Raw genomic sequence first — 24178 nt, forward strand, 5'->3', positions numbered from 1 at the left:
TCAGCGCCAGATCGCGGCGATGGCCGCGTTGACCGCGGTGAGGATGCCCACGAGCCAGAAGATCGCGGGCGGCACCACCTGGTCGCGCTTCTGGCGCGCCGTGCCGATCCCGAGCAGGGCGCCGATCGCGAGGAGGATGACGAGCTTCGTGCCGATCTTGGCGTAGTTCATCTCGACGCCCTCGGGAAGGCCCCACGGGGCGGCGAGGGCGAGGCCGGCGACCGCGGCGATCGTCATGCCGATGGTCATCAGACGCGTGAACACCCGCTTGCCACCGAACGCCTGCGCCGCCCAGGCCCCGAAGAGCACGGCGAAGCCGATGAGGTGGACGAAGAGCACGATGTGGCGCAGGGTCTCCATGCCCTCACCGTACGAGAGCGCGGCGTTCCGCGCCACCAAGGCACGCCTGACCTCGCGCCCGCGATCGGGCGCGAGGCGGAGGGGGTCAGCCGCGCAGCTCGCGGATCACGAGGGCGGTGCGCAGCGCGGCGTCCGCGGCCTCCGCCCCCTTGTCCTCCTTCGAGCCCTCCAGGCCCGCGCGGTCCAGCCCCTGCTTCTCGTCGTCGAGCGTGAGGAGCCCGAACCCGACGGGCTTGCCGGCATCGAGGGAGACGCGGGTGAGGCCGTCGGTCGCCGCCGCTGAGACGTACTCGAAGTGCGGCGTGCCGCCACGGATGATGACCCCGAGGGCGACCACCGCGTCCGCACCGCCGGCGAAGGCGGCCTGTGCGGCCACGGCGAGCTCGAACGAACCGGGCACTCGCACCAGCCGATGCGTCGCCCCCGCCTCGTCGAGCACCCGCTGGGCGCCGGCGATCAGGCCGTTCGAGATCACCTCGTGCCAGGTGCCGGCGATCACGACGACCTCCAGCCCCCGCCCGTCGATGTTCCCCGTCTTCGGTGCTCCGGCGCCGCTCATTCCTCGTCCTTTCCTGCCGCGAGGGCCTCGGCGAGCTCTGCTTCGCCGATGATGTGGCCCATGCGGTCGCGCTTGGTCTCCAGGTACTGGTGGTTGTTCGGGCCCACGCCCACGATCAGCGGCACCTGCTCGACGACGTCGAGGCCGAGCTCGCGCAGCTTGTTCACCTTGTCGGTGTTGTTGGTGAGCAGCCGGACCTTCGAGACGCCCAGGTCGGTGAGGATCCCGGCCGCCGCGGCGTAGTCGCGGGCGTCCGCGGGGAGCCCCAGCGCCAGGTTCGCGTCGACGGTGTCCAGGCCGTCCTCCTGCAGGCTGTAGGCCCGCAGCTTGTTGATGAGCCCGATGCCGCGTCCCTCGTGCCCCCGCATGTAGATGACGATGCCGCCCTCGCGGTCGATCGCGTCCAGCGCGGCGTCCAGCTGCGGCCCGCACTCGCATTTCTGGGAGCCGAACGCCTCGCCGGTCAGGCACTCGGAGTGCACGCGCACGAGGGCGGTCTCGGTCGGCTCGCCCGACACGACCGCGATGTGGTCGGTGCCGGTGACGCGGTCCTTGTAGGCGAGGAAGCGGAACGTGCCGTGGTCGGTGGGCACGGTGGCGTCGGCACGGAGGCTCACACGGCGTCCACGCTGGGCGGCCGGTGTCGCTCCGTCCGGGTCGATCTCGTTGAGGTGCGCGATCAGCTGCTCGATCGTGATGACCGGCACGCCGTCGCGGGCGCCCAGTTCGAGAAGCCCGGGAAGCCGCATCATGCTGCCATCCTCGGCGACGACCTCCGCGATCGCGCCGACCGGCCGGAGGCCGGCGAGCTTCATGAGCTCGACCGCGGCCTCCGTGTGACCGCTGCGCTCGCGCACACCGCCGTCGACGGCCCGGAGCGGCAGCACGTGGCCGGGGCGGATGATGCTCGTCGCCGTCGAGGACGGATCGGCCAGGACGTTGAGGGTGTGCGCCCGGTCGCTCGCGCTGATTCCCGTCGTCACCCCTTCCGCGGCGTCGACGCTCACGGTGTAGGCGGTGGAGCGGGCGTCTTCACTGGCCGCGACCATCGGCGGGAGGTTGAGGCTGTCCGCGAGGTCGGTGGGCATCGGCGCGCAGATGAAGCCGGACGACCAGCGCACCGTCCACGCCACCCATTCGGGGGTGGCGAGCTCGGCGGAGAGGACGACGTCCCCCTCGTTCTCGCGGTTCTCGTCGTCGGCCACGAGCACGGGCCGGCCGGCGCGCAGCGCCTCCAGGGCCTCGGGGATGGTTGCCAGGCTCATCGCGAGCCCCCTTCCGGTGCGGCGCGGAACGCGAGCAGGCGCTCGACGTGCCGCGCGAGGATGTCGGTCTCGAGGTTCACGCGGTCGCCGACCGCGCGGGTGCCGAGGGTGGTCGCCGCCAGGGTCTCCGGGATGAGCGACACCTCGAACCAGTGCCCGCCCCGGGCCCCCGAGCCGTCCTGGGTCCCTGAGCCTGTCGAAGGGTCCGGCGGGCTCACCGCACTCACCGTCAGCGAGGTGCCGTCGACCGAGATGGAGCCCTTGTCGACGACGAGCGGCGCGAGGTCGTACGGAAGGCTGATGCGGAGCACGCTCCACTGCGCGCCCGGGCGCACCTCGAGCACGACACCGGTCCCGTCGACGTGGCCCTGCACGATGTGCCCGCCGAGCCGTGCGCCGACGGGCATCGCCTTCTCGATGTTGACCCTGGTCCCGACGCTCGCCGTACCGAGGGCCGCGACGTCGAGCGTCTGCTTCATGACGTCGGCGTCGAAGGTCTCGGCGGTGGAGCCGACGACGGTCAGACAGACGCCGGAGACCGCGATCGACTCCCCGTGCACGGCGTCGGCGGCCGCCTTCGGGGCGCGGACGGTGAGCCGCCAGCCGTCGCCCGACTCGGCGATGGCGGTGATCACGCCGATCTCCTCGATGATTCCGGTGAACATCAGAGGCTTCCCTCCTTCTCCGGGCCCGCGTGGTCCGGGTCGTCCGCGTCCGCAGGATGCGCGATCGCGAGCAGGTCTGCGCCCAACGGCAGCCATTCGTCCACGACGAGGCGGCGCGCCTGGTCGATCGAGCGGACGCCGATGTCGGTCACGGCCAGGCGGCTCCCGCCCAGGAGGACCGGGGCGACATAGGCGAGCACACGGTCCGCGAGCCCGGCGGCGAGGAACGCGCTGGCGAGCGTCGGGCCGCCCTCCACGAACAGCGTCTGGATGCCGCGCTCGTGCAGCGCAGCGAGGACCGCCGACAGGTCGTGCGTGTCGAAGAACAACGGCGTGTGCGGATGACGGTGCACCGCCGCATCCGCAGGGGTGGGTCGCGCGCCGATCACGACCGGGACGGGCTGATGCGGCAGGAGCTCGTCGCCGGCGCGGGCGGTGAGCGCGGGGTCGTCGGCGAGCACGGTGCCGGTGCCGACCGCGATGGCGTCGGCCGCGGCGCGTCGCCGGTGCACGTCGGCACGCGCCTCGGGCCCGGTGATCCACTGGCTGGTGCCGTCGTCCGCCGCGGCCCTGCCGTCGAGGCTCTGCGCCCACTTGACGGTGACGTGCGGACGGCCGCGTCGCGCCGCGAAGAGCCAGTCGCCGATCAGCGCGCGTGCCTCCGCGGCCCGTTCGCCGGACTCGACGCTGACGCCCGCGGCGCGCAGCCGCTCTGCGCCGCCGCCGGAGACGTCACCCGGGTCGTCGAGGGCGTAGACGACCCGGGCCACCCCGGCCTCGATGAGCGCGAGCGCGCACGGACCGGTGCGACCGGTGTGGTTGCACGGTTCGAGGGTGACGACCGCGGTCGCGCCGCGTGCGGCGCCGGGGGTGAGCTTCGACAGCGCGTCGACCTCGGCGTGCGGAGTGCCGGAGCCCCGGTGCCAGCCCTCGGCCAGCACCTCGCCGTCGGGGGAGAGGAGCACGGCGCCCACCTGCGGATTGACTCCGCGGGGGCCACGGGTCGCGAGGGCGAGCGCGCGATCCATCGCGCGGCGCTCTGTCGCGGTCACTGCCATCCGTCGTCCTCTCTGCGGCCTCGGGGTCGCTGCAGGGTGGCGGAACGGACGCACGCGCGTGCGCCTCGTGCTGCCTCCCTTCCGGACTAGCGAGGTGTCCCTCGCATCACCGTCGGTTCCGGAATTCCACCGGATCGGCATCCCGATCACTCGGAACGCTCGCGGACTGTCACCGCCGGTTCGGATTCCCACCGACCCCGGAGCACGTTGCTGCTCTGAGTGTACTCAACGCGTCCGCGCCCGTTTCATTCCGTGGCAGGGGCCCTTCCCCGCCCCTCACTTGAGCAGGCGGGAGAGCCGCCGATCGGCGAGCACCTTGCCGCCGGTCTGACAGGTGGGGCAGTACTCCAGGGAGCGGTCGGCGAAGAACACGCTGCGCACCTCATCGCCGCAGACCGGACACGCCTCGCCCCGGCGGGCGTGCACCCGCATGCCGCGGCGCTTGGCGTCCTTGAGATCAGCCGGAGGTTTGCCCGCGGCGGCCGCGACGGCCTCGGCGAGGGTCTCCTGCATCGCCGCGAACAGGCGGTCGATCTCGGCGTCGTCCAGCGTGCCGGCGATCGCATACGGCGACATGCGGGCCGCGTGCAGGATCTCGTCCGAGTAGGCGTTGCCGATGCCCGCGATCACGCCCTGGTCGCGGAGCAGCCCCTTGATCTGCATCCGACGGTCGTCCAGCAGCGCGGCGAAGGCGTCGCGCGTGAAGGACGGATCGAGCGGGTCGGGGCCGAGCCGCGCGATGCCGGGCACCTCGGCGGGGTCGCGGACCACGTACACGGCCAGCGACTTCTTCGTCCCGGCCTCGGTCAGGTCGAAGCCGCTGCCGTCGTCGAGGGCGATCCGCAGCGCGATGGGCGACTTGCCCGGCTTGAGGAGCGTGGTCGGCAGAGTGTCGTACCAGCGCAGCCATCCGGCCTTCGCCAGGTGGAAGATGAGGTGCAGCTCGGACCCGCAGGACAGCACCACGAACTTGCCGCGGCGCTCCGCGCCGGTGATCGCCGCGCCTTCCAGTGCCGAGATCGGCGGGTCGTAGGTCTTCAGCGCGGCGATCGCGGCCACGGAGGCACGGGTGATCGTGCGTCCGGTGGTGCGCTCGCCGAGGAACGCGACGAGTCCTTCGACCTCCGGCATCTCAGGCATGCAGCCATCCTGTCACCGGGGTCCGACGCTGTCACGCGTGGACGTGCGGTCAGAGCACCGACCACTCGACCGGCGTCCGGTCGTCCTCGCGCAGCAGCCCGGCGAGCCAGCCGTCGTCCCGTCCGCGCTGGCTGGTGAGTCCCTGGCGCATGGTGCCCTCGAAGCGGAAGCCGAGGGCGCGGGCGGCGCGGGCGGAGGGGACGTTGCCCACGACGGCCTGCCAGCGGATGCGGGCGAGGCCGAGCTCCGCGAAGCCCCAATCGAGCACGGCCCGCGCGGCCTCGACGAGGTAGCCGCGGCCGCGGGCGTCGGCGACGACCCAGTAGCCGAGTTCGGCATGGCCCCCGGCCGGATGCTCCCCGATGTGGTGGAGTCCGACCATGCCCACGAGGACGTCGTCGGCGTAGACACCCCAGACGGTCTGCGAGCCGTCCTCCCACCACTGCTCGACGAGGGCGACGAAGTCCTCCGCGTCTTGCCGGAAGTAGGGGGAGGGCACCGTCGTCCACCGCGCGATCTCCGGGTCCTGGCACGCCTCGGTGATCGCGTCGACGTCCGCCTCCGTCGGGGCGTGGAGGACGAGTCGTGCGGTGGTGAGGGTGACCGGAAGCATCCGTCCAGCCTAAAACGTTCGACCCGGCCCCTTCGGTTCGCCCCGGCCCCTTCCGCGCGTCCGTAACGGGGTGGGAGGCACGGAAACGGGTGGGATGCAGGGAAGCCGACCGCAGTGTCGGTGGGCGCGATTAGGCTTGTCCGGTGACTGTTCCGGGGATTCTGCGCGCCTTGGAAGAGGCGTCTCTGTATCGTGACGCTCTCGCCTGGGCGCACACCGACGCCGACCTCGGCCTGGTCGACGGGCTCGACGCGCCCGTGCTCGCCGGTCTGCTCGCCAAGCGCGCGGCGGCCGGCCACCCGGCGGCGCTGCTGGCCGTGGTGCCCACGGGGCGCCGCGCGGAATCGGTCGCGCAGGCCCTGGAGACGTACGTCCCGGACGCCGAGGTGCTCACCTTCCCCGCCTGGGAGACGCTGCCGCACGAGCGCCTCAGCCCCAGCCCGGACACGGTCGGCCTGCGACTGCAGACCCTGCGGCGCGTCGCCGAGTGGTCCGGGGAGCGCCCCCTCGCGGTCGTGGCCTCCGTGCGCGCGGCGCTCCAGCCCATCGCCGGGAACCTGGGCGACATCGTGCCGCTCGAGCTGACCGTGGGCAGCCGCGGCAACGAGCTCGACCACGTCGCCGAGCAGCTCGTGGAACGGGCGTACTCCCGCGTCGACATGGTGTCGCGACGGGGCGAGTTCGCCGTCCGCGGCGGCATCCTCGACGTCTTCCCTCCCACATCGGAGCACCCCTACCGCGTGGAGTTCTTCGGCGACGAGATCGATCAGATCCGGGCGTTCTCCGTGGCGGACCAGCGCTCGCTCCCCGGCGACGTGCCGCGCGTCGACCTCCCGCCCAGCCGCGAGCTCCTGCTCACGGCCGAGGTGCGGGAGCGCGCCAGGGCGCTCATCGGCGGCTTCCCGGCCATCAGCGGCATGCTCGAGAAGATGGCCGAGGGCATCCCGGTCGAGGGCATGGAGTCGCTGCTGCCCGCGGTCGCCGGCCCCCTCAAGTCGCTCGTCGAGTACCTGCCCGAGGGCACGGCGACCGCCGTGATCGACCCGGAGCGCTCGACCGCCCGCGCCCTCACCCTCGGCGAGACGAACCGCGAGTTCCTCGACGCCGCCTGGAGCGCGGCGACTTCCGGTGCCTCCGCCCCCATCGATCTCGGCGCCGGCGACTTCCTCACCATCGCCGACCTGCGCGAGGTCGTCCGCGACCGGGGCGGCGTGTGGTGGCGGCTGAGCCCGTTCGGGATCGGCGATGCGACCGCGGAGAGCGTCGAGGCGGCCACCGTCATCCCCTCCTTCCACGGCAACGTCGACGGCGCCATCGCCTTCGTCGACGCGAAGGTCGCCGACGGCTGGCGCGTGGTCGTGCTCGCGACCGGACACGGTCTCGTCGACCGCGCCCGGGACGTGCTGTCCGACCGCGGCATCGCGGCGCGGGTCGTCGAGACCATCGCGGATGCGCCGGACCCGGGGGTCGCGACCCTCACCGTCGGCGGCGTCGAGGCCGGCTTCCAGGTGCCGGAGGCGAAGCTCGCCGTCCTCACCGACAACGAGTTCTACGGCCGCACCATCGGCGGCGACCAGCGCGTCGTCAAGAAGCTCGCCTCCCGTCGGAAGAACGTCGTCGATCCGCTGCAGCTCAAGCAGGGCGACTTCGTCGTGCATGCGACGCACGGTATCGGCCGGTTCGTCGAGATGACCCAGCGCGAGGTCTCCACCGGGGGCCGCAACGCCGCGAAGTCCGTCCGCGACTACCTCGTGCTGGAGTATGCGCCGTCGAAGCGCGGCTACCCCGGCGACAAGCTGTTCGTCCCCACCGATCAGCTCGACCTCCTGTCGAAGTACGTCGGCGGCGAGGCCCCGACCCTGTCGAAGATGGGCGGCAGCGACTGGGCGCAGGCCAAGGGCAAGGCGCGCAAGGCGGTCCGCGACATCGCCGTCGAACTCGTCAAGCTCTACTCCGCCCGGATGAACGCCAAGGGGTACGCCTTCGGTCCGGACACCCCCTGGCAGCGCGAGCTGGAGGAGGCGTTCCCGTTCGCGGAGACCCAGGACCAGCTGCAGACCATCGACGAGATCAAGGCCGACATGGAGCGGCCCATCCCGATGGACCGGCTGCTCTCGGGCGATGTCGGCTTCGGCAAGACCGAGGTCGCCGTCCGCGCGGCGTTCAAGGCCATCCAGGACGGCAAGCAGGTGGCGATGCTCGTCCCGACGACCCTGCTCGTCAAGCAGCACCTCGAGACGTTCACGGAGCGCTTCGCCGGGTTCCCGGTCAAGGTGCGGCCGCTGTCGCGGTTCCAGACCGACAAGGAGGCGCGGCTCACGCTGCAGGGCCTCCTCGACGGCTCGGTGGACATGGTGATCGGCACGCACCGCATCCTCACCGAGCAGGTGCTGTTCAAGGATCTCGGCCTCATGATCATCGACGAGGAGCAGCGCTTCGGCGTCGAGCACAAGGACGCGCTGAAGAAGATGAAGACCAACGTCGACATCCTCGCGATGAGCGCCACCCCGATCCCGCGCACGCTGGAGATGGCGGTCACCGGCATCCGCGAGATGTCGACGCTCGCCACACCCCCGGAGGACCGGCACCCGATCCTCTCATTCGTCGGACCCCGCAGCGACAAGCAGATCGCCGCCGCCATCCGCCGCGAGATCCTCCGCGAGGGCCAGGTCTTCTTCGTGCACAACCGCGTGCAGTCGATCCAGCGGGTCGCGGCCGAGCTCGCCGAGCTGGTCCCCGAGGCGCGGATCGCCGTGGCGCACGGGCAGATGGGGGAGCACGCGCTGGAGCAGGTCGTCGACGACTTCTGGGAGCGCAAGTTCGACGTCCTCGTCTCGACCACGATCATCGAGACCGGCCTCGACATCTCCAACGCGAACACGATCATCATCGACCGCGCCGACAAGTACGGGCTGAGCCAGCTCCACCAGCTCCGCGGACGCGTGGGTCGCGGACGGGAGCGCGCCTACGCGTACTTCCTTTACGACGACATGAAGCCGCTGAGCGAGACCGCGGCCGACCGGCTGCAGACCATCGCGGTCAACAACGACCTCGGCTCCGGAATGCAGGTCGCCCTGAAGGACCTCGAGCTGCGCGGAGCCGGAAACCTCCTCGGCGCGGAGCAGGCCGGACACATCGCGGGGGTCGGCTTCGACCTGTATCTGCGCATGATCGGCGAGGCCGTCGCGACCTTCCGCGGCGAGGAGGTCGAGACCGGGCAGGAGCTCCGCCTCGAGCTGCCGCTCGACGCCCGCATCCCCGAGGACTACATCGACAGCGAACGCCTCCGGCTCGAGGCGTACCAGAAGCTCTCCGCCGCCTCGGCCGCGACCGCGAAGGACGACGCCATCGACCTCGTGGTGGAGGAGCTCGTCGACCGGTACGGCACGCCGCCGGAGGAGGTCACCGGACTCGTGTCGATCGCACGGCTGCGGCGCCGGGCGGCCAGGGCCGGGCTCACCGACGTCGTGGCCATGGGCTCGAACCTGCGCCTCGCGCCCGCCCGCCTCGAGGACTCCATCAAGGTCCGGCTGCAGCGGCTGTATCCGAAGGCGAAGCTCGTCTCCGGCGGGGAGGCCCTGGTCGTGCCGATGCCCACGGTGCCCGCGGCGGTCGGCGTGGGCGTGGAGCCGCTGCCCGACGCCGAGCTGCTCGCCTGGGTCGACCAGCTGTTCACCGCCATCTTCCCCGAGCCCGCCAAGCCCGAGTGATCCGGTGGTGATGATCTCCGAAGTCGTGCACGCCGCAGACGCCGCGGACTAGTCTGGCCGCATGTTGTACGAGCACCTCGGGGCTCGCCCCCGCATCCACGACACCGCCGTCGTCGCTCCCACCGCCGTCATCTCCGGTGACGTGGAGCTCGGACCGGGCTGCCAGGTGCTGCACGGCGCCGTCATCACCGCGGAGGGCGGCCCGATCACCCTCGGCGCGCACGTCATCGTGATGGAGAACGCGCTGATCCGGGCGACCGCGGCGAACGCCGTCCACATCGGGGCGCACACCCTCGTCGGGACACTGGCCAGCATCGCCGGGGCGACCGTGGGCGAGGAGGTGTTCTTCGCGTCCGGAGCCCGGGTCTTCAACGGCGCGCTCGTCGGGGATCGGTGCGAGGTGCGGGTCAACGCCATCGTGCATCGCCGGGCCGTGCTGCCATCGGGGACGGTGGTGCCGATCGGGTGGGTCGCGGTCGGCGATCCGGTGCAGCTGCTCTCACCCGACCGGGACGCGGAGATCGCGGCGGCCCAGCCCGAGCTCGACTTCCCCGGACACGTCTTCGGCGTCGACCGGGACACTCCCGACCTCATGGTGCAGCTCACGGAGCGCTACGGCAGCTCCCTCGCGCGGCACGCCGACGACCGTCAGGTCTGACCCCACACCCTTCGAATCGCCCGAATGGTCGCATCTCGGCCGGATTTGGGACCATTCAGGCGATTCGAATGGGTCAGATGACGCCCTGGGCGAGCATCGCCGCGGCGACGCGCTCGAAGCCGGCGATGTTGGCACCCGCGACGTAGTCGCCGGGGACGCCGTGACGCTCGGCCGCCTCGAAAGCGGCGCGGTGGATGTCGCCCATGATCTCGCGGAGCTTGTTCTCGCTGTCGCCGAAGCTCCAGCGCTGTCGCGAGGCGTTCTGGCTCATCTCCAGGGCCGAGGTCGCGACACCGCCGGCGTTCGCGGCCTTGCCCGGGGCGAACAGCACGCCGGCCTTCTGGAACGCCTCGACGGCCTCGGGCACGCACGGCATGTTGGCGCCCTCGGACACGGCGCGCACCCCGTTCGCGATCAGGGCCTCCGCATCGGCGAGGCTGACCTCGTTCTGGGTGGCGGAGGGCACCGCGATGTCGACGGGCACCTCCCACACGCTGCCGCTCTCCACGAACCGGGCGCTCGGGCGGCGGTTCGCGTACTCGACGATGCGGGCGCGCTCGACCTCCTTGAGCTGACGCAGCAGGTCGAGGTCGATGCCCGCGTCGTCGACGACGTAGCCGGAGGAGTCGGACGCCGTCACCGCGGTCGCGCCGAGCTGGGCGGCCTTCTGGATCGCGTAGATCGCCACGTTGCCGGAGCCCGAGATGCCGACGCGCTTGCCCTCGAGGGAGTCGCCGTGCACGCCGAGCATCTCCTGCGCGAAGAACACCGCGCCGTAGCCGGTGGCCTCCGTCCGTACCTCGGCGCCGCCCCAGCCGGTGCCCTTGCCCGTGAACATGCCGGACTCGTGGCGGTTGGTGACCTTGCGGTACTGGCCGAAGAGGTAGCCGATCTCGCGGCCGCCGACGCCGATGTCTCCCGCGGGGACGTCGGTGTGCTCGCCGAGGTGCCGGTAGAGCTCGTTCATGAGCGACTGGCAGAAGCGCATGACCTCGGCGTCGGACTTGCCGTGCGGGTCGAAGTCGGAGCCGCCCTTGCCGCCGCCGATGCCCTGACCGGTGAGCGCGTTCTTGAAGATCTGCTCGAAGCCGAGGAACTTGATGATCGAGAGGTTGACCGACGGGTGGAACCGCAGGCCGCCCTTGTACGGACCGAGCACGGAGGAGAACTGGATGCGGTAGCCGCGGTTGACCTGCAGCTTCCCGGCATCGTCGACCCACGGCACCCGGAACATGATCTGCCGCTCCGGCTCGACCAGGCGCTCCAGGATCCCGCCGTCCACGTACTCCGGGTGGCGCTCCAGCACCGGGGCGATGGAGTGCAGCACCTCGTGGACGGCCTGGTGGAACTCCGGCTCGTGCGGGCTGCGCGCCAGCACCGTGTCGAAGACGGGCTGCACGGAGGCGGCGAGCGGGTGGAAGTCGGTGGGGGTGGTGACGGTCACGCGGGAGGGCTTTCTGATGGGGGATGGGGTGCGGGCGATCGTGTCGCACGCGAAAGCAGAGCCGGGTGAGGCGGAGGTTTCACTCTAGCGTCGGCGACGAGGGCCTCCGCGCACGCGGCGGGAGGGCTCCGGTCACCCGGTGTTCTGCAGGCCGGCGGCGACCCCGCTGACGGAGAGGAGGAGCAGGCGCTGCTGTTCGGCGTCCGCGCCGGAGCCCTCCGGCTGCTCCGGTGCCGACCGGAGCGCGCGGAGCGCCCGCAGCTGCAGGAGGGAGAGGGCGTCGACGTACGGGCTGCGCAGCTGCACGGCCCGCTGCAGCACGGGCTTGTTCTCCAGCAGGCCCTCGCCTCCGGTGAGGCGGATGACCCAGCGACGGGTGAGCGCGAGCTCGTCGAGCACCAGGGCGGCGAGGTCGTCGCGGTCGCCGAGGGCGAGGTACTGCCGGGCGATGCGCTCGTCGGTCTTGGCGAGGCTCATCGCGACGTTGTCGACCATCGTGCGCAGCAGCGGCCACTCGCGATAGGCCTCGGTGAGCAGCTCCTCGTCGCCGACGGCCTCGAGCGCGGTGCCGAGCCCGAACCAGCCGGCGAGGTTGATCCGGGCCTGCGTCCACGCGAACACCCAGGGGATGGCCCGGAGGTCTTCCAGCGACTCCACCGAGAGGCCGCGGCGGGCGGGCCGCGAGCCGAGCGCGAGCAGGCCGATCTCCTCCATCGGGGTCACGGTCGCGAACCACGGGGCGAAGCCCTCGGCCTTGACGAGCGCGAAGAACCGCTCGCGGGAGGCGGCGTCCATCGTCGCGGCGACGTCGGCGTAGCGGGCGGCCGCGCGGCTCGTGCGCTCCTCGACCGTGGGGGAGGAAGCGAGCAGCGTCGCGGCGGCGACCTGGTCGATGTGCCGCATCGCGATCGCGGGCTCGCCGTAGCGGGCGAAGATGACCTCGCCCTGCTCGGTGAGCTTGAACCGACGTCGACGGAGTGCGGGGGCTGCGCGAGGATCGCGGAGTTGGCGGGGCCGCCGCCACGGCCGAGTGCACCGCCGCGGCCGTGGAAGAGGGTGAGCTCGATGCCCGATTCCTGTGCCCAGCGGGCGATCTTCTCCTGCGCCGTGTACAGCGCGAGGTTCGCGGCCACGGGCCCGACGTCCTTGGAGGAGTCGGAGTAGCCGAGCATGACCTCCAGCCGGTTGCCGGTCGCGGCCATCCGCTCGCGGAACTCCGGGAAGGTGACGGCCTCGGCGAGGATCCCCGGGGCGGCCTGGAGGTCGGCGAAGGTCTCGAACAGCGGCACGACGTCGAGCACCGGGGCGTCGTCGCCGAGCGCATGACGGGCCAGCTCGTACACGTTCGCGAGGTCGGAGGCCGCCTGCGTGAAGGAGACGACGTAGCGACCCGCGGCGCGGAGACCCCGGTCGCGCTGGATGTCCGCGATCGCGCGGAACACCTCCAGCACCTCCTCGGTCTGCGTGCTGATCGGACCGCCGGCCTCGAGCTCGGCCAGGGCCTTCGCGTGCACCTGGGAGTGCTGGCGCACCTCCAGCTCCGTGAGGTGGAAGCCGTAGGTCTCGACCTGCCAGATCAGATGCTGCACGCCGCCGAACGCGTGGCGGCGGGCCCCGGCGGCGACGAGGGAGGACTGCACGGCGCGCAGCTCCGCGAGCAGCTCCTCCGGACCCGTGTAGCCCTCCTCGTCTCCGCGGCGCGTGGCCGCCACGCGGCGGGCCATGACGAGGACGACCCGGCGGTGCGGCTCGTCAGGGGAACGGGCTGCGAGCTCGTCGGCGACCATCGGCTCCGCGGCCGCGAAACGCTCCCAGAGCGCGGTGACCTCGGCGCTGGGCGGGGTGTCGTCCGCGGCGAGCGTGAGGGTGCGGCCGATCCGGTCGAGCGCCCGCTCGAGGCCGCGGAGCACGTGGTCGGAGGCGATCTGCGACGCCTCGCGGGTCACTGCGGCGGTGACGAACGGGTTGCCGTCGCGGTCGCCGCCGACCCAGGAGCCGATCCGCACGAACGCCGGGACGACCGGGGCGCTGGCGCCGGACTCCTCGCCGCGCAGGGCGTCGTCGATCCGGCGGTAGACGTGGGGGACCGTGGTGAACAGCGTCTCGTCGAAGACGCCCATGACGGTGCGGACCTCGTCGGTCGGGGAGGGCTTCTGCGCGCGCAGCGGCGCCGTGCGCCACAGGGTGTCGATCTCCTCGAGCATCCGGCGGCGGGCGCGGTGCTCCTCGGAGCCGCCTGCGCTGGCTGCGTCGTGCTGGGTGAGCAGCTCGGAGAGCCGGCGGATGCTCGACGAGACCGCACGGCGGCGGGCCTCGGTCGGGTGGGCCGTGAAGACGGGGTGGAAGCGCAGGCCGTCCAGACGACGACGGGCCTCGTCGTCGCCGACCTCCTCGCGCAGCCGGGCGTACGCCCCCGCGACCGTGTCCGTCGCCTGGGCCCCTGAGCCTGCCGAAGGGGCCTGCCCCGCCCGCTCCCGGAGCACGCGCACGCGCTGGTGCTCCTCGGCGAGGTTCACGAGGTGGAAGTAGCAGGTGAACGCGCGGGCGACCTCGTCGGCACGGGCGATCGTGAAGGAGTCGGCGATCGCCGCGGCGCGGTCGAACGCGTAGGAGCTGTGGTCCTCGTAGGCCTGGATGGTCGCGAGGCGCAGGCGCTCGACGTCCTCGAACAGGTCGTCGCCGCCGGCCTCGCGGAGCACCTGGCCGAGGAGCTGGCCCAGCATCCGCACGTCGGAGCGCATGGCATCGGGGATGCCGCGACCGGCTTCGAAACGACCGATCACGCGGATGGCCTCGGTGGGCGTCGGCTCGGAGAAAGCGGGGGAATCGGGGGTCACCCTCCGAGAGTAGCCGGGTGGATCGGGGTGTCCTGCACGCATGACGACGGTGTGACGCCGCGGCCTACGATGGACGGGATGCGCATCACAGCGAACCCCCTCCGCGGGCAGCAGTTCCCGGCCGTCCTCCTGCTCGTGGCCGCCGGCCTCGGCCTCCTCTTCGCGAACCTGCCGACGCACGACGCGATCGCCGGACTGCTGGAGACGCACCTCGCCGTCCCGGGGACGGCGCTGGACCTGTCGATCGCGCACTGGGTGTCGGACGGCCTGCTCGCGATCTTCTTCCTCGTCGTGGCGATCGAGCTGCGGCACGAGCTCACCCACGGCGAGCTCGACTCCCCGCGGAAGGCCGTGCAGCCGGCCATCGCGGCGACCGGCGGCGTGCTCGTGCCGATCCTCGTGTACCTGCTGATCGCGGGAGGGCCGGAGACGGCGTCCGGGTGGCCGATCCCGACCGCCACCGACATCGCCTTCGCGCTCGGCGTGCTGGCGATGTTCGGACGCGGACTCCCGTCCCGGGTGCGGGTGTTCCTGCTGGCCCTCGCGATCCTCGACGACATCATCGGCATCATCTTCATCGCGGTGCTCTTCGCGCACGACGTGCAGTGGCTCCTGTTCGGGCTCGCGATCGTCGGGGTGGCGGTGTTCTGGCTGCTGAGCCGCCTGCTGCACGCCACCGGACACACGCTCGTCGCGGTCGGGATGGCCGTCGTCGGCGTCGTCACGTGGGGCCTCGTCGCCTCGTCCGGCATCCACGCGACCATCGCCGGCGTGATGCTCGGCCTCGTCATGGCGCCGGTACCCGCCGGACGCACCCGGCATGCGCTGGAGCCGACCGTGAACGGCGCGATCCTGCCGCTCTTCGCCTTCGTGGCGGCCTTCGTCGTCATCCCCGCCGTCTCGCCGACGGCCCTCTCCCCGGCCTTCTGGGCGATCGTGGTGGCCCTTCCGGTGGGGAAGATCATCGGCATCTCCCTGTTCGGCTGGCTCGCCATGCGCATCCGTCCGAAGGGGGCCGACCCGGCGCTGCCCTTCGCGGACATCCTCGCCGCTGGCGCCCTGGGCGGCATCGGATTCACCGTCTCGCTCCTGCTCGCGAACCTCGCGTTCGAGGGCGACGCGGTCATCCGCGACCAGGCGATCCTCGGCGTCCTCGTGGGGTCGCTCTTCGCGCTGATCCTCTCCGGCATCGTCGTCACCCTGCGCGCCCGGTGGTACCGTCGCGCTGCGCCCATCCCCGCCTGAGCCGGAGTCCGGAGGAAGCATGACCAGCGAGCAGCGAGGCCCCGAGGACATCGACGATCCGCTGCGCGCGGCCGCAGAGACCATGCGTGCGGTGCGGGAGCGGTGTGTGTGGTCGCAGCGCATCACGCACCGCGACCTCGTGCCGTACCTCATCGAGGAGTCGCACGAGGTGATCGACGCGGTCGAGGACGGCTCGCGCGCCGACCTCCGCGAGGAGCTGGGCGATCTGCTGTGGCAGGTGCTGTTCCATGCCGCGATCGCGGCACAGGATCCGGACGACCCGTTCGACATCGACGACGTCGCCCGCACGCTCACCGAGAAGATGGTGCGGCGGCATCCGCACGTGTTCGGCGACGAGGTCGCGGAGACGCCGGAGGAGGTGCTCGTGCACTGGAACGCGGCGAAGGCGGCGGAGAAGCGCACCCGCCGCAGCGTGCTCGACGGGATCCCGCGCGCGATGCCCGCCCTCGCGCGTGCGCAGAAGATGTCGGGTCGTGCCGCCGGTGCCGGCGTGGTGCCCGCGCCGCCGTCCGCCTTGCGCCCGTCGTCGGAGGAGGAGCTGGGCGATGCCCTCCTCGCCCTCGTGGACACCGCTCGGGCCGAGGGCTGGGACGCCGAGCGCGCCCTCCGGGAACGGCTGACGCGCCTGGAGGACGAGGTCCGCGCCGCCGAGGCCGGTTGACCCGACACGGACACCGCCGCCGACCTGGGAAGATGGACGGGTGGCTACCGTGAACGCGCCGCGCGGCATGCGCGACTTCCTCCCCGCCGACAAGGCCCGCCGTGAGCGGGTGCTCTCCGTCATCCGCGACCGCTATCGCGCGCACGGATTCGACGAGATCGAGACCCCCGTGGTCGAGGAGTACGACCGGCTGCACGCCGGCATCGGCGGCGACAACGAGAAGCTGTCGTTCAACATCCTGCGTCGCGGCCTGGATGCGGAGGCCGTCCGCGCCGGCGCCGACGATCCGGCGGAGCTCTCCGACCTCGGCCTGCGCTACGACCTGACGGTGCCGCTCGCCCGCTTCTACGCGAGCAACCGGGGACAGCTCCCCGGCGTCTTCCGATCCATCCAGATCGGTCCCGTCTGGCGGGCCGAGCGTCCGCAGAAGGGGCGCTACCGCCAGTTCGTCCAGTGCGACATCGACATCATCGGCGACGCGTCCGCGCGCGCCGAGGCCGAGCTGCTGGCCGCCTCGCTCGACGCCGTCGACGCCCTGGGGCTGGAGGGCGCGAGCGTGCGGATCAACGACCGCCGCGTGCTGGAGTGGATGCTGGAGCACTTCGGCTTCACCGAGGAGGAGCGCCCGCAGGTGCTGATCACGATCGACAAGCTCGACAAGATCGGGCCGGAGGGTGTGGCCGCCGAGCTCCGCGAGCGCGGGGCCACGACGACCGCGGTCGACGCGTTCCAGGCCTTCCTCGGTCGCCCGCAGACGCTCGAGCACCACCCGTTCGGCGACCGCCAGATCCGCAAGGCGCTCCCGGACGGCGCGCCCGACGAGCTCGTCGCCCACCTCGTCGGCATCGGCGAGGCCGTGGCGGCGGGCCGCGGGCAGGACGACATCCCGCTCGTATTCGACCCGTTCCTCGTGCGCGGCATGGGGTACTACACGGGGACGATCTTCGAGCTCGCGCACCCGTCCGTCACGTACTCGCTCGGCGGTGGAGGACGGTACGACGGCATGATCGGCCGGTTCCTCCAGCAGGACGTGCCGGCGGTGGGCTTCTCCCTCGGGTTCGAGCGCCTGGTCGACCTCGTCTCGACGGACCCGGCCACCGCGGCGCAGGCGATCGTGCTCGTCCACGACGCGGCCGTGCCCGTCGCGGAGCTCGTGGCGCACAAGACGGCCCTCGTCGCGAAGGGCGCGCGGGTCCGCCTCGAACAGCGCACGAAGAACCTCAAGGCGCTGCTGGAGCGCTCCGCCGCGGACGGCTACACCCACTTCGCGAGCGTGCGCCCCGGCGACGACGAGCTCGAGGTCAAGACGCTGGCCTGAGTCGCCCCCGTCGGGACGAGGCGTTCACCGGACGTTCACGGCGGTCGGCTGGAATCGCGCCGTGCGTCGTCTGCCTCTGCTGACCCTGGTCGCGCTCGCCGCCGCGCTCGTCGTGGGCGCCCGCGCGGTCCTCGACCGGCAGGCCGCCCTCGCGCGCCGGCGCATCGGGAAGCCGCTGGGGGAGCAGTCGCTCGACGCCGACCGTGTCTGGCGCCCGGGGCTCGAGGGCGAGCCGCTCGACCTCCTGCTGCTGGGCGACTCCCTCGCTGCCGGCCTGGGAGCGGCACGGCGGAAGGAGACCCTCGGGGCGCGGCTCGCGAAGGCGACGGCACGCCGGCTCGGGCGTCCGGTACGGCTGCGCACCGCCGCGGTCGTGGGCGCGGAGTCGCGGGATCTCGCCGGGCAGCTCTCCCGCCTCCCCGCGGACTATCGCCCCGACGTCGCCGTGATCGTGGTCGGTGGCAACGACGTCACCCACCGCCTCCCGGCAGCGGAGTCGGCCCGCCACCTGCGCGCGGCCATCGTCCGCCTGCAGGCTCGCGGTGCCCGCGTCGTCGTCGGCACCTGCCCCGACCTCGGCGCCCTGCGCGCGGTGCCGCAGCCCCTGCGCCGCATCGCCTCCGGTCTGTCGCGACGGCTGGCCGAGGTGCAGGCGGAGGCCGCGGACCGCGAAGGAGCGGAGACGGTGGACCTGCGGCGGGCTGTCGGGGGGATGTTCTTCGACGAGCCGGAGGAGATGTTCAGCCTCGACCGCTTCCACCCGAGCGCCCTCGGCTACCGCCGCACCGCGGAGGCGCTGCTGCCGGCCGTCGAGCGGGCCGCCCTGGTCGCGCTCAGCTCTCGGCGCTCTCCGGCGCCGCGCTGAACGAGGCCGCCCACTCCGCGACCCGTCGTGCGCTCTCCTCGTCGGAGAGGTCCTCCACGCGGGTCATGATCGACCAGCGGACGCCGAACGGGTCGCGGATGCTGGCGTAGCGGTCGCCGGAGACGAACAGGGACGGCGCCTCGCGGACGGTCGCCCCCGCCGCGACGGCGCGCGCGACCACGGCGTCCACATCCGGGACGTAGAGGCCCATCGAATAGCAGTCGTCGTCGCCGGAAGGCGCGGGCACGAGGTGGTACTCGGGGCTGGGCTCGCCGAGCTGGAGCCGTCCGAGCCCGAAGTCGAGGTCGGCGTGCGCGACGACACCGCCGAACTCCGTCACGTCGACCACGCGGGCGCCGAAGACGTCCCGGTAGAACTCCACGGCGCGGGCGGCGTCGGGGATCGCGAGGAAGGGGGTGAGCGAGGTCGCGCTGTGCGGGCGGCCGTCGGTGGTGTGTGCGCCGGTCACACCGGCCGGAGGTGTCTGTTCGGTCATGCGGCAACGGTAGGCGGGCGAGGGTACCCGCCGCTTGAAGATCCGCGACACGTCGCCGACGCCGCGTCGGTGGCGCGTTCTACGCTGGGCCCATGGTGGACCGGACGCGCGGAGTGCTCTATCCCGCACGGCTGCCCTCGTTCCATCGGGTACCCCCGCCCGCTGAGGCCGCCGCGCTCGTCTCCTGGTTCTGGATCCCGGAGTGGAGCCTCCCGGACGGCGAGGTGTCGCGGCAGGAGATCGTCTCGTATCCGGCCGTCAACCTCGTCGTCGCCCCGGAGGGCGTGTCGATCTCGGGCGCCACGACCCGCGCGTCGACCAGGGAGCTGCGGGGGTCGGGGTGGGCTGTCGGCGCTCTGCTCCGCCCCGCCGCGGTCCCTGCCCTCACCGACGACCCTCCGGCCCTGATCGACGCGGAGCACTCCTTCGACGCCCCCGAGCTGCACGCGGCGGTGACGACGGCGATGCGGACCGCGCCCGAACGCCGGGAGCGCGCCGTCGCGGTCTTCTCCGCGTGGCTGTCGCAGCGCGTGGGCCCGGTCGGCGCGGCGGGGCGGCAGGCCAACGCGATGCTCGACGTGCTGCTGGGGGAGGGGGCGGCGCTGACGCCGGAGGAAGCGGCGACCCGACTCGCGCTCTCGGTGCGCACGCTGCAGCGGCTCACGCACCGCACCGTCGGGCTCTCGCCGGGCGCGATCATCCGCCGCCGCCGGCTGCAGGAGGCGGCGCAGCGCCTCCGCGAGCAGCCGGAGACCGACCTGACGGCGCTCGCCGCCGCGCTGGGATACGCCGACCACGCCCATCTCACGCGCGACTTCGCGGCCGTCCTCGGCCTGCCGCCGCGGGACTATCGCGCCAGGGTGTCCGGCTGAGGCGATCAGCCGCGTCGCTGCTGCTGCCGCCGTACCCGCAGCGCCCGTCCGGCGACCCCGAGCAGCACGACGCCCATGCCGACGAGCGAGGCGAGGGCGGGAAGCGTACTCACGAGAACGAGGCAGCCGAGGGCTCCGCCCACCTGCAGTGCCTGGGGGTATCGGCGGGCCGCGCCGTGCTGGCGGAACGCGGCGGCGTTCGCGATGAGGTAGTACAGCAGCACGCCGAAGGAGGAGAACCCGATCACCTCGCGGAGATCCCCGACGAGCACGAGCGCGATCACGATGACGGCGAGGGCGATCTCGGCGCGGCGCGGCACCTGATGGCGCTCGTCGATGCGGGCGAGGAACCGGGGGAGATCCCCCTCTCGCGCCATGGCGAGCGTCGTGCGACCGATGCCGGTGAGCAGGGCCAGCAGAGCGCCGAGGGAGGCGGCGGCCGCGGCGATCCGCACCACGGGGGCGAACGCCGACCAGCCGGCCGCGGTGAGGATGTCGGCCAGGGGCGCGGCGGCTCCCCGCGCGTCGCCACCGAGGACGAGGAGCACCACGACGCCCACGAGCGCGTAGACGACGACGGCGCCGCCGAGAGCGAGCACGATCGCGCGGGGGATCGTGCGCGCGGGGTCGACGACCTCCTCGCCCATGGTGGCGATCCGGGCGTAACCGGCGAAGGCGAAGAACAGCAGTCCGGCGCCCTGGAGCACGCCGTACACGGTCGTGTCGGGGAGCGGCGCGGGGGTGGCGGTCGGCGCGGCGCCGAGGCCGACCGCCACCACGACCGAGAGCCCGAGCAGCGAGCAGGCCACGAGGATGCGGGTCGCCAGCGCGGTCCGCGTCACGCCCAGGCAGTTCACGACCGCGAGGGCGGCGACGGCGATCACGGCGACCGGCGTCTGCCACCCCGCCGGAGCAGCGTAGGCGGCGAAGGTCATGGCCATGGCGGCGCAGCTCGCGATCTTTCCGATCACGAAGCTCCAGCCGGCGACGAAGCCCCACCACGGTCCGATCTCCGCGCGCGCATAGGCGTACGTGCCTCCTGCCACGGGGTGCACGGCCGCGAGCTGCGCGGACGCGGTGGCGTTGGCGTAGGCGACCGCGACGGCGATCGCGAGGGCGAGGAGGATCCCGCTCCCGGCGACCTCGATGGCCGGTCCCCAGACCGCGAACACGCCGGCACCGATCATCGATCCGAGGCCGATGGCGACGGCGTCCGGCAGCGTCAGGCGGCGGGCGAGGGGCACCCGGTCATCGTCCCACGCCGGGGTGAACGGCCGGTGACGCGTCAGCCGCGGGACGCGGTGACGCGCTTCTTCTCGCGGATGTAGACCTCGCGGCGCACGGTCGCCACGACGTCTCCGTCGCGATCGGTGATGACCGTCTCGAACCACTCGAGCACCTTCGCGCCGCCGCGGGCGCGCTGCCGGAGCTCCTCCGCCTTCTCCCGCGTCACCTCGAACTCCGCGGTCAGCACCCCGCGCCCCGGCTTGAGGAACTCGATCTCACCTCGGGTGTCCCACACGACGTAGTCCCGTCCGAGCTGATGCATGACGAGCATGAAGAAGTACGGGTCGGTCATCGCCGACATCGAGCCGCCGAACGCGGTCTTGACGTAGTTGCGGGTGAGGAGGTTCACGTGCAGCTCCACGGTCGCCTGGGTCCAGTCGTCGCTGAACCGGCGGACGCGGATGCCGCTGCAGAGGTTGGGGATCCAGAGGCTCATGCCGAGGGCGAGGCGGCGGGGCGTGATGCGCATGAGGTCAGTGTGGAGGATGCGCCGAGTCCCCGCGAAGACGTCTGGAGGGTTGGCACAGTTTTTCTAGTTCACATAGAATAACTAGCGAAGGGAGGTGCCATGCTCATCCGCGTCGATGTCGACAGCCCGCTCGCGCTCTACGACCAGGTGGCCGCCTCGGTGCGTGCCGACATCCTCTCCGGTGCTCTCGCGCCGGGCGATCGTCTGCCGGCCGCCCGCGACGTGGCCGCCGCCCTCGACATCAATCAGCACACCGTCCTGCACGCCTACCAGCGCCTCCGCGACGAGGGCCTGGTCGACCTCCGGCGGGGGAGGGGCGCCGTGATCGCCGCCTCCGCCGCGCCGCTCGCCGCACTCTCTCACGAGATCGATGGGCTGATCCGGCGGGCGGCGGCCCTGGGTGTCTCCGCCGAGACCCTCGCCGGCATCGTCCGCACGCACCGCGCAGAAGCCGAACCTCCCACCTCCGCCGCGACCCCCCAGGAGGCCTCCCATGACGACGCCTGACCCCACCCGCACCCCTCCGGCCACCCTGCGCCGCGCACGACGGGCCTTCGTCCTCGTGGCGCTCGTCCTCCCGGTGCTCATCGTCGCGATCTCCGCTCTCGTGCTCACGGCCTGGCTGCCGTCGTTCCCCACCGACGTCGCGATCCACTGGGGCGTCGACGGGGCGGACGGTTTCGGCCCGGCCGCCACCTACCTCTGGGTGCTCCTCGGCGTCGGTCTCGGCCTCCCGGTGCTCCTGACCGTCACGACACTGGTCGCCGTCGGGGCGCACTGGGGCGCGACCGCCCGTCTGCTCGGAGCGACCGCGGCCGGCATGTCGGCGTTCGCGGGCGTGATCTGCCTGGGCTCCCTCGCGATCCAGCGCGACCTCCCGCCCTCCGGTGAGGTCCCGGGCATCGCGGGAGTGATGGCACTGGCCTGGGCGGCTCTCCTCGGCGTGGGCGCGATGGCGTGGTTCGTGCAGCCGCGCGTGCAGTCGGTGCCCGGCGCCGCTCTCGAGCCCCGCCACGACGTGCGGGTCGGCGACGGCGAGCGGGTCGTCTGGGTGGGCACCACGACCATGCCCACCGGTGCCCTCGTCTTCCTCCTGCTCGTGCTGCTCGGGCTCGTGGCGCTCGCCGTGGCGATGCTCATCACGGGCACCCCGCTGGCCTGGGTCTCGGGTCTGGTCGCCCTCGTCGTCGGGTTCGCGCTGGCGGCGACCGCCTCGTTCCGGGTGCGCGTCACGCCGGACGGCATCGACGCCCGTGCCGTGATCGGGTGGCCTCGGAAGACCATCCCGGTGGCGGAGATCGCGTCGGCCAGGGCCGTGCGCATCTCGCCCTTCGGCGAGTTCGGCGGCTGGGGGTGGCGTCTCGCTCCCGACGGCCGCAGCGGGATCGTGATGCGCCAGGGGCCGGCGATCGAGGTGCATCGCCGCGACCACGGACCGTTCGTCATCACGATCGACGGGGCGGAGGAGGCGGCGGCGCTCCTGCAGGCGTACGTGGACCGATCCGCGGGGCCTGCGCCCTCCGGAGGAACGGAGAGGACGGCATGATGAGCGCTCTGACGCCGACCCGCGTGCCCTGGCGCGCGGTCCTCATCTTCACCCTCACGGCCTGCGGGCTCGCGGCTCTCGTCTGCCTGCCCCTCTGGCTCGGCGACGGCCTCGCCGAACCCTTCGCGGGAGCGCTCCTCCCCGTGATGATGTTCACGCCCGCGGCCGCGGTGCTCGTCGTCATGCTCACCACGGGCGTACCGGAGAAGGGCGGTCGGGCGCGCTTCCTCGGGATGTGGCCGCTGCGGCCCGCGAAGCGCGTCGTCGGGCTGCTGGTCGCGGCCTGGCTCGTGCCGCCGCTGCTCGTCGCCCTCGGCGTCCTCCTCGCAGCCGCATTCGGGTGGGTGCGGCTCGACCTCACCTTCTCGGCCTTCGCGGATCAGCTCGCCCAGGCTCTTCCCCCGGGGACACCGGTGCCGCCGGTCGGAGTGGTCGTGTTCGCGCAGCTCGCCGCGATCCCGGTCGGGGCGCTGGTGAACAGCGTGCTCGCCTTCGGTGAGGAGCTCGGCTGGCGCGGCTGGCTGCTCCCGGCGCTGCGTCCGCTCGGCACCTGGCCGGCGCTCCTGCTCAGCGGGGCGATCTGGGGGCTGTGGCACAGCCCCGTCATCCTCCTCGGCTACAACTTCGGCCGGACGGACGTCACCGGCGTGCTGTTCATGATCGGCGGCTGCGTGGCGTGGGGGGTCCTGTTCGGCTGGCTGCGGCTGCGCTCCGGCTCGCTGTGGCCGGCGGTCGTCGCGCACGGGGCCCTGAACGCCGCCGCGGGCCTGGTCCTGATCGTCGCCGCCGAGCAGCCCGACCTCGCCCTCGCCGGACCGCTCGGTGTCGCGGGCTGGATCGTCGCCGCCGTCGTGGCCTCGTCCTCGTGCTCACGGGGCAGTTCCGCCGCCAGCCGGAGCTCGCCGCGCCGCGCACCCCGCCGACCCCGCCGACGCTTGACGGCCGGCCGGCGCCGGGGGTTGGCTGAGCACATGGAATCCACTCCCGCCGCCTGGGCACGCGCCGACACCTTCCTCGCCGACATGCTCGTGGTCGGACCCGGCCCTGGCGTCGGCCTTGGAGGCGCAGCGCGCGGCGGGGCTGCCCGAG

The 24178-nt window shown here is 72.6% G+C and carries 21 protein-coding genes, 1 pseudogene and 1 riboswitch; of the genes and pseudogenes, 10 read left to right on the forward strand and 12 right to left on the reverse strand.

What is annotated here, in order from left to right:
• The 7 genes from AC2W7E_RS14950 to AC2W7E_RS14980 form a co-directional block, all read right to left on the reverse strand.
• On the reverse strand, window positions 1-360 hold the full coding sequence (locus tag AC2W7E_RS14950; protein WP_071328707.1) for a Fe-S protein: 360 nt from the start codon (window positions 358-360) through the stop codon (window positions 1-3).
• An 85-nt stretch (window positions 361-445) separates the two neighbouring features.
• Window positions 446-919: a 6,7-dimethyl-8-ribityllumazine synthase gene (gene ribH / locus AC2W7E_RS14955; RefSeq protein WP_025103903.1), complete on the reverse strand. Its 474-nt coding sequence runs from the start codon at window positions 917-919 to the stop codon at window positions 446-448.
• Window positions 916-2184: a GTP cyclohydrolase II gene (gene ribA, locus AC2W7E_RS14960; RefSeq protein WP_025103904.1), complete on the reverse strand. Its 1269-nt coding sequence runs from the start codon at window positions 2182-2184 to the stop codon at window positions 916-918. The genes ribH and ribA overlap by 4 nt, the downstream gene beginning before the upstream one ends.
• The gene (locus AC2W7E_RS14965; protein ID WP_485989409.1) at window positions 2181-2849 is read right to left on the reverse strand and encodes a riboflavin synthase; all 669 of its coding nucleotides are present in this window, start codon (window positions 2847-2849) and stop codon (window positions 2181-2183) included. The genes ribA and AC2W7E_RS14965 overlap by 4 nt, the downstream gene beginning before the upstream one ends.
• Window positions 2849-3907 carry a bifunctional diaminohydroxyphosphoribosylaminopyrimidine deaminase/5-amino-6-(5-phosphoribosylamino)uracil reductase RibD gene (gene ribD / locus AC2W7E_RS14970; protein WP_485989410.1) on the reverse strand — a complete coding sequence of 353 codons (1059 nt, stop codon included), beginning with the start codon at window positions 3905-3907 and terminating at the stop codon, window positions 2849-2851. Before ribD ends, AC2W7E_RS14965 begins: the two co-directional genes overlap by 1 nt.
• Window positions 3908-3971: 64 nt before the next feature.
• Window positions 3972-4116: riboswitch (FMN riboswitch) on the reverse strand.
• 67 nt (window positions 4117-4183) lie between these two features.
• The gene (locus AC2W7E_RS14975) at window positions 4184-5047 is read right to left on the reverse strand and encodes an Fpg/Nei family DNA glycosylase (protein WP_485989411.1); all 864 of its coding nucleotides are present in this window, start codon (window positions 5045-5047) and stop codon (window positions 4184-4186) included.
• Between the two features lie 49 nt (window positions 5048-5096).
• Window positions 5097-5660, reverse strand: a complete 564-nt coding sequence (locus AC2W7E_RS14980; RefSeq protein WP_085606685.1) for a GNAT family N-acetyltransferase — start codon at window positions 5658-5660, stop codon at window positions 5097-5099.
• A gap of 143 nt (window positions 5661-5803) precedes the next feature.
• Here AC2W7E_RS14980 and mfd point away from each other — a divergent pair, with 143 nt between their 5' ends.
• The gene (gene mfd, locus AC2W7E_RS14985; RefSeq protein WP_485989412.1) at window positions 5804-9370 is read left to right on the forward strand and encodes a transcription-repair coupling factor; all 3567 of its coding nucleotides are present in this window, start codon (window positions 5804-5806) and stop codon (window positions 9368-9370) included.
• A gap of 61 nt (window positions 9371-9431) precedes the next feature.
• A complete protein-coding gene (locus AC2W7E_RS14990) occupies window positions 9432-10028 on the forward strand; it encodes a gamma carbonic anhydrase family protein (protein WP_025103909.1) in 597 nt (198 codons plus the stop codon).
• Between the two features lie 73 nt (window positions 10029-10101).
• On the opposite strand, the gene gdhA is transcribed toward AC2W7E_RS14990, so the two are convergent.
• Both gdhA and AC2W7E_RS15000 read right to left on the reverse strand, forming a co-directional pair.
• Window positions 10102-11472 (reverse strand): NADP-specific glutamate dehydrogenase, encoded by a 1371-nt coding sequence (gdhA, locus tag AC2W7E_RS14995; protein WP_485989413.1) that lies wholly within the window; start codon window positions 11470-11472, stop codon window positions 10102-10104.
• Between the two features lie 132 nt (window positions 11473-11604).
• Window positions 11605-14351, reverse strand: a pseudogene (locus tag AC2W7E_RS15000) (phosphoenolpyruvate carboxylase).
• 36 nt (window positions 14352-14387) lie between these two features.
• Here AC2W7E_RS15000 and nhaA point away from each other — a divergent pair.
• From nhaA to AC2W7E_RS15020, 4 genes are all read left to right on the forward strand, one after another.
• Window positions 14388-15554 (forward strand): Na+/H+ antiporter NhaA, encoded by a 1167-nt coding sequence (gene nhaA, locus AC2W7E_RS15005; RefSeq protein WP_025103912.1) that lies wholly within the window; start codon window positions 14388-14390, stop codon window positions 15552-15554.
• A 19-nt stretch (window positions 15555-15573) separates the two neighbouring features.
• Window positions 15574-16236 carry a nucleoside triphosphate pyrophosphohydrolase gene (locus AC2W7E_RS15010; protein WP_126894563.1) on the forward strand — a complete coding sequence of 221 codons (663 nt, stop codon included), beginning with the start codon at window positions 15574-15576 and terminating at the stop codon, window positions 16234-16236.
• Between the two features lie 67 nt (window positions 16237-16303).
• A complete protein-coding gene (hisS, locus tag AC2W7E_RS15015; protein ID WP_485989415.1) occupies window positions 16304-17554 on the forward strand; it encodes a histidine--tRNA ligase in 1251 nt (416 codons plus the stop codon).
• A gap of 61 nt (window positions 17555-17615) precedes the next feature.
• On the forward strand, window positions 17616-18419 hold the full coding sequence (locus AC2W7E_RS15020; protein WP_253247435.1) for an SGNH/GDSL hydrolase family protein: 804 nt from the start codon (window positions 17616-17618) through the stop codon (window positions 18417-18419).
• On the opposite strand, the gene AC2W7E_RS15025 is transcribed toward AC2W7E_RS15020, so the two are convergent.
• A complete protein-coding gene (locus tag AC2W7E_RS15025; protein ID WP_085606679.1) occupies window positions 18388-18915 on the reverse strand; it encodes a VOC family protein in 528 nt (175 codons plus the stop codon). The genes AC2W7E_RS15020 and AC2W7E_RS15025 overlap by 32 nt on opposite strands.
• 92 nt (window positions 18916-19007) lie before the next feature.
• Here AC2W7E_RS15025 and AC2W7E_RS15030 point away from each other — a divergent pair, with 92 nt between their 5' ends.
• Window positions 19008-19787 carry a helix-turn-helix domain-containing protein gene (locus tag AC2W7E_RS15030; RefSeq protein WP_085606677.1) on the forward strand — a complete coding sequence of 260 codons (780 nt, stop codon included), beginning with the start codon at window positions 19008-19010 and terminating at the stop codon, window positions 19785-19787.
• Between the two features lie 5 nt (window positions 19788-19792).
• On the opposite strand, the gene AC2W7E_RS15035 is transcribed toward AC2W7E_RS15030, so the two are convergent.
• Window positions 19793-21031: an APC family permease gene (locus tag AC2W7E_RS15035; protein ID WP_085606674.1), complete on the reverse strand. Its 1239-nt coding sequence runs from the start codon at window positions 21029-21031 to the stop codon at window positions 19793-19795.
• A 41-nt stretch (window positions 21032-21072) separates the two neighbouring features.
• Window positions 21073-21543 carry a PaaI family thioesterase gene (locus AC2W7E_RS15040; RefSeq protein ID WP_025103919.1) on the reverse strand — a complete coding sequence of 157 codons (471 nt, stop codon included), beginning with the start codon at window positions 21541-21543 and terminating at the stop codon, window positions 21073-21075.
• Between the two features lie 99 nt (window positions 21544-21642).
• On the opposite strand from AC2W7E_RS15040, the gene AC2W7E_RS15045 reads away from it, so the two are divergent.
• From AC2W7E_RS15045 to AC2W7E_RS15055, 3 genes are all read left to right on the forward strand, one after another.
• Window positions 21643-22050: a GntR family transcriptional regulator gene (locus tag AC2W7E_RS15045; protein ID WP_085606672.1), complete on the forward strand. Its 408-nt coding sequence runs from the start codon at window positions 21643-21645 to the stop codon at window positions 22048-22050.
• Window positions 22037-23089, forward strand: coding sequence for a DUF1648 domain-containing protein (locus AC2W7E_RS15050; protein ID WP_338565669.1), 1053 nt, complete (start codon window positions 22037-22039; stop codon window positions 23087-23089). The genes AC2W7E_RS15045 and AC2W7E_RS15050 overlap by 14 nt, the downstream gene beginning before the upstream one ends.
• Window positions 23089-24178: CPBP family intramembrane glutamic endopeptidase (locus AC2W7E_RS15055; RefSeq protein WP_485989414.1), on the forward strand; the 1090-nt coding region annotated here is incomplete at its 3' end. The genes AC2W7E_RS15050 and AC2W7E_RS15055, both read left to right, overlap by 1 nt.

It is taken from the genome of Microbacterium sp. CFSPD4_SD4, from assembly GCF_057364585.1.

Excerpts from the sequence above, each read along its gene's own strand:
- AC2W7E_RS14950 (WP_071328707.1), bottom strand. The coding sequence starts at position 360 with ATGGAGACCCTGCGCCACATCGTGCTCTTCGTCCACCTCATCGGCTTC.
- ribH (WP_025103903.1), bottom strand. The coding sequence starts at position 919 with ATGAGCGGCGCCGGAGCACCGAAGACGGGGAACATCGACGGGCGGGGG.
- ribA (WP_025103904.1), bottom strand. The coding sequence starts at position 2,184 with ATGAGCCTGGCAACCATCCCCGAGGCCCTGGAGGCGCTGCGCGCCGGC.
- AC2W7E_RS14965 (WP_485989409.1), bottom strand. The coding sequence starts at position 2,849 with ATGTTCACCGGAATCATCGAGGAGATCGGCGTGATCACCGCCATCGCC.
- ribD (WP_485989410.1), bottom strand. The coding sequence starts at position 3,907 with ATGGCAGTGACCGCGACAGAGCGCCGCGCGATGGATCGCGCGCTCGCC.
- AC2W7E_RS14975 (WP_485989411.1), bottom strand. The coding sequence starts at position 5,047 with ATGCCTGAGATGCCGGAGGTCGAAGGACTCGTCGCGTTCCTCGGCGAG.
- AC2W7E_RS14980 (WP_085606685.1), bottom strand. The coding sequence starts at position 5,660 with ATGCTTCCGGTCACCCTCACCACCGCACGACTCGTCCTCCACGCCCCG.
- AC2W7E_RS14990 (WP_025103909.1), top strand. The coding sequence starts at position 9,432 with ATGTTGTACGAGCACCTCGGGGCTCGCCCCCGCATCCACGACACCGCC.
- nhaA (WP_025103912.1), top strand. The coding sequence starts at position 14,388 with ATGCGCATCACAGCGAACCCCCTCCGCGGGCAGCAGTTCCCGGCCGTC.
- AC2W7E_RS15010 (WP_126894563.1), top strand. The coding sequence starts at position 15,574 with ATGACCAGCGAGCAGCGAGGCCCCGAGGACATCGACGATCCGCTGCGC.
- hisS (WP_485989415.1), top strand. The coding sequence starts at position 16,304 with ATGCGCGACTTCCTCCCCGCCGACAAGGCCCGCCGTGAGCGGGTGCTC.
- AC2W7E_RS15025 (WP_085606679.1), bottom strand. The coding sequence starts at position 18,915 with ATGACCGAACAGACACCTCCGGCCGGTGTGACCGGCGCACACACCACC.
- AC2W7E_RS15030 (WP_085606677.1), top strand. The coding sequence starts at position 19,008 with ATGGTGGACCGGACGCGCGGAGTGCTCTATCCCGCACGGCTGCCCTCG.
- AC2W7E_RS15040 (WP_025103919.1), bottom strand. The coding sequence starts at position 21,543 with ATGCGCATCACGCCCCGCCGCCTCGCCCTCGGCATGAGCCTCTGGATC.
- AC2W7E_RS15045 (WP_085606672.1), top strand. The coding sequence starts at position 21,643 with ATGCTCATCCGCGTCGATGTCGACAGCCCGCTCGCGCTCTACGACCAG.
- AC2W7E_RS15050 (WP_338565669.1), top strand. The coding sequence starts at position 22,037 with ATGACGACGCCTGACCCCACCCGCACCCCTCCGGCCACCCTGCGCCGC.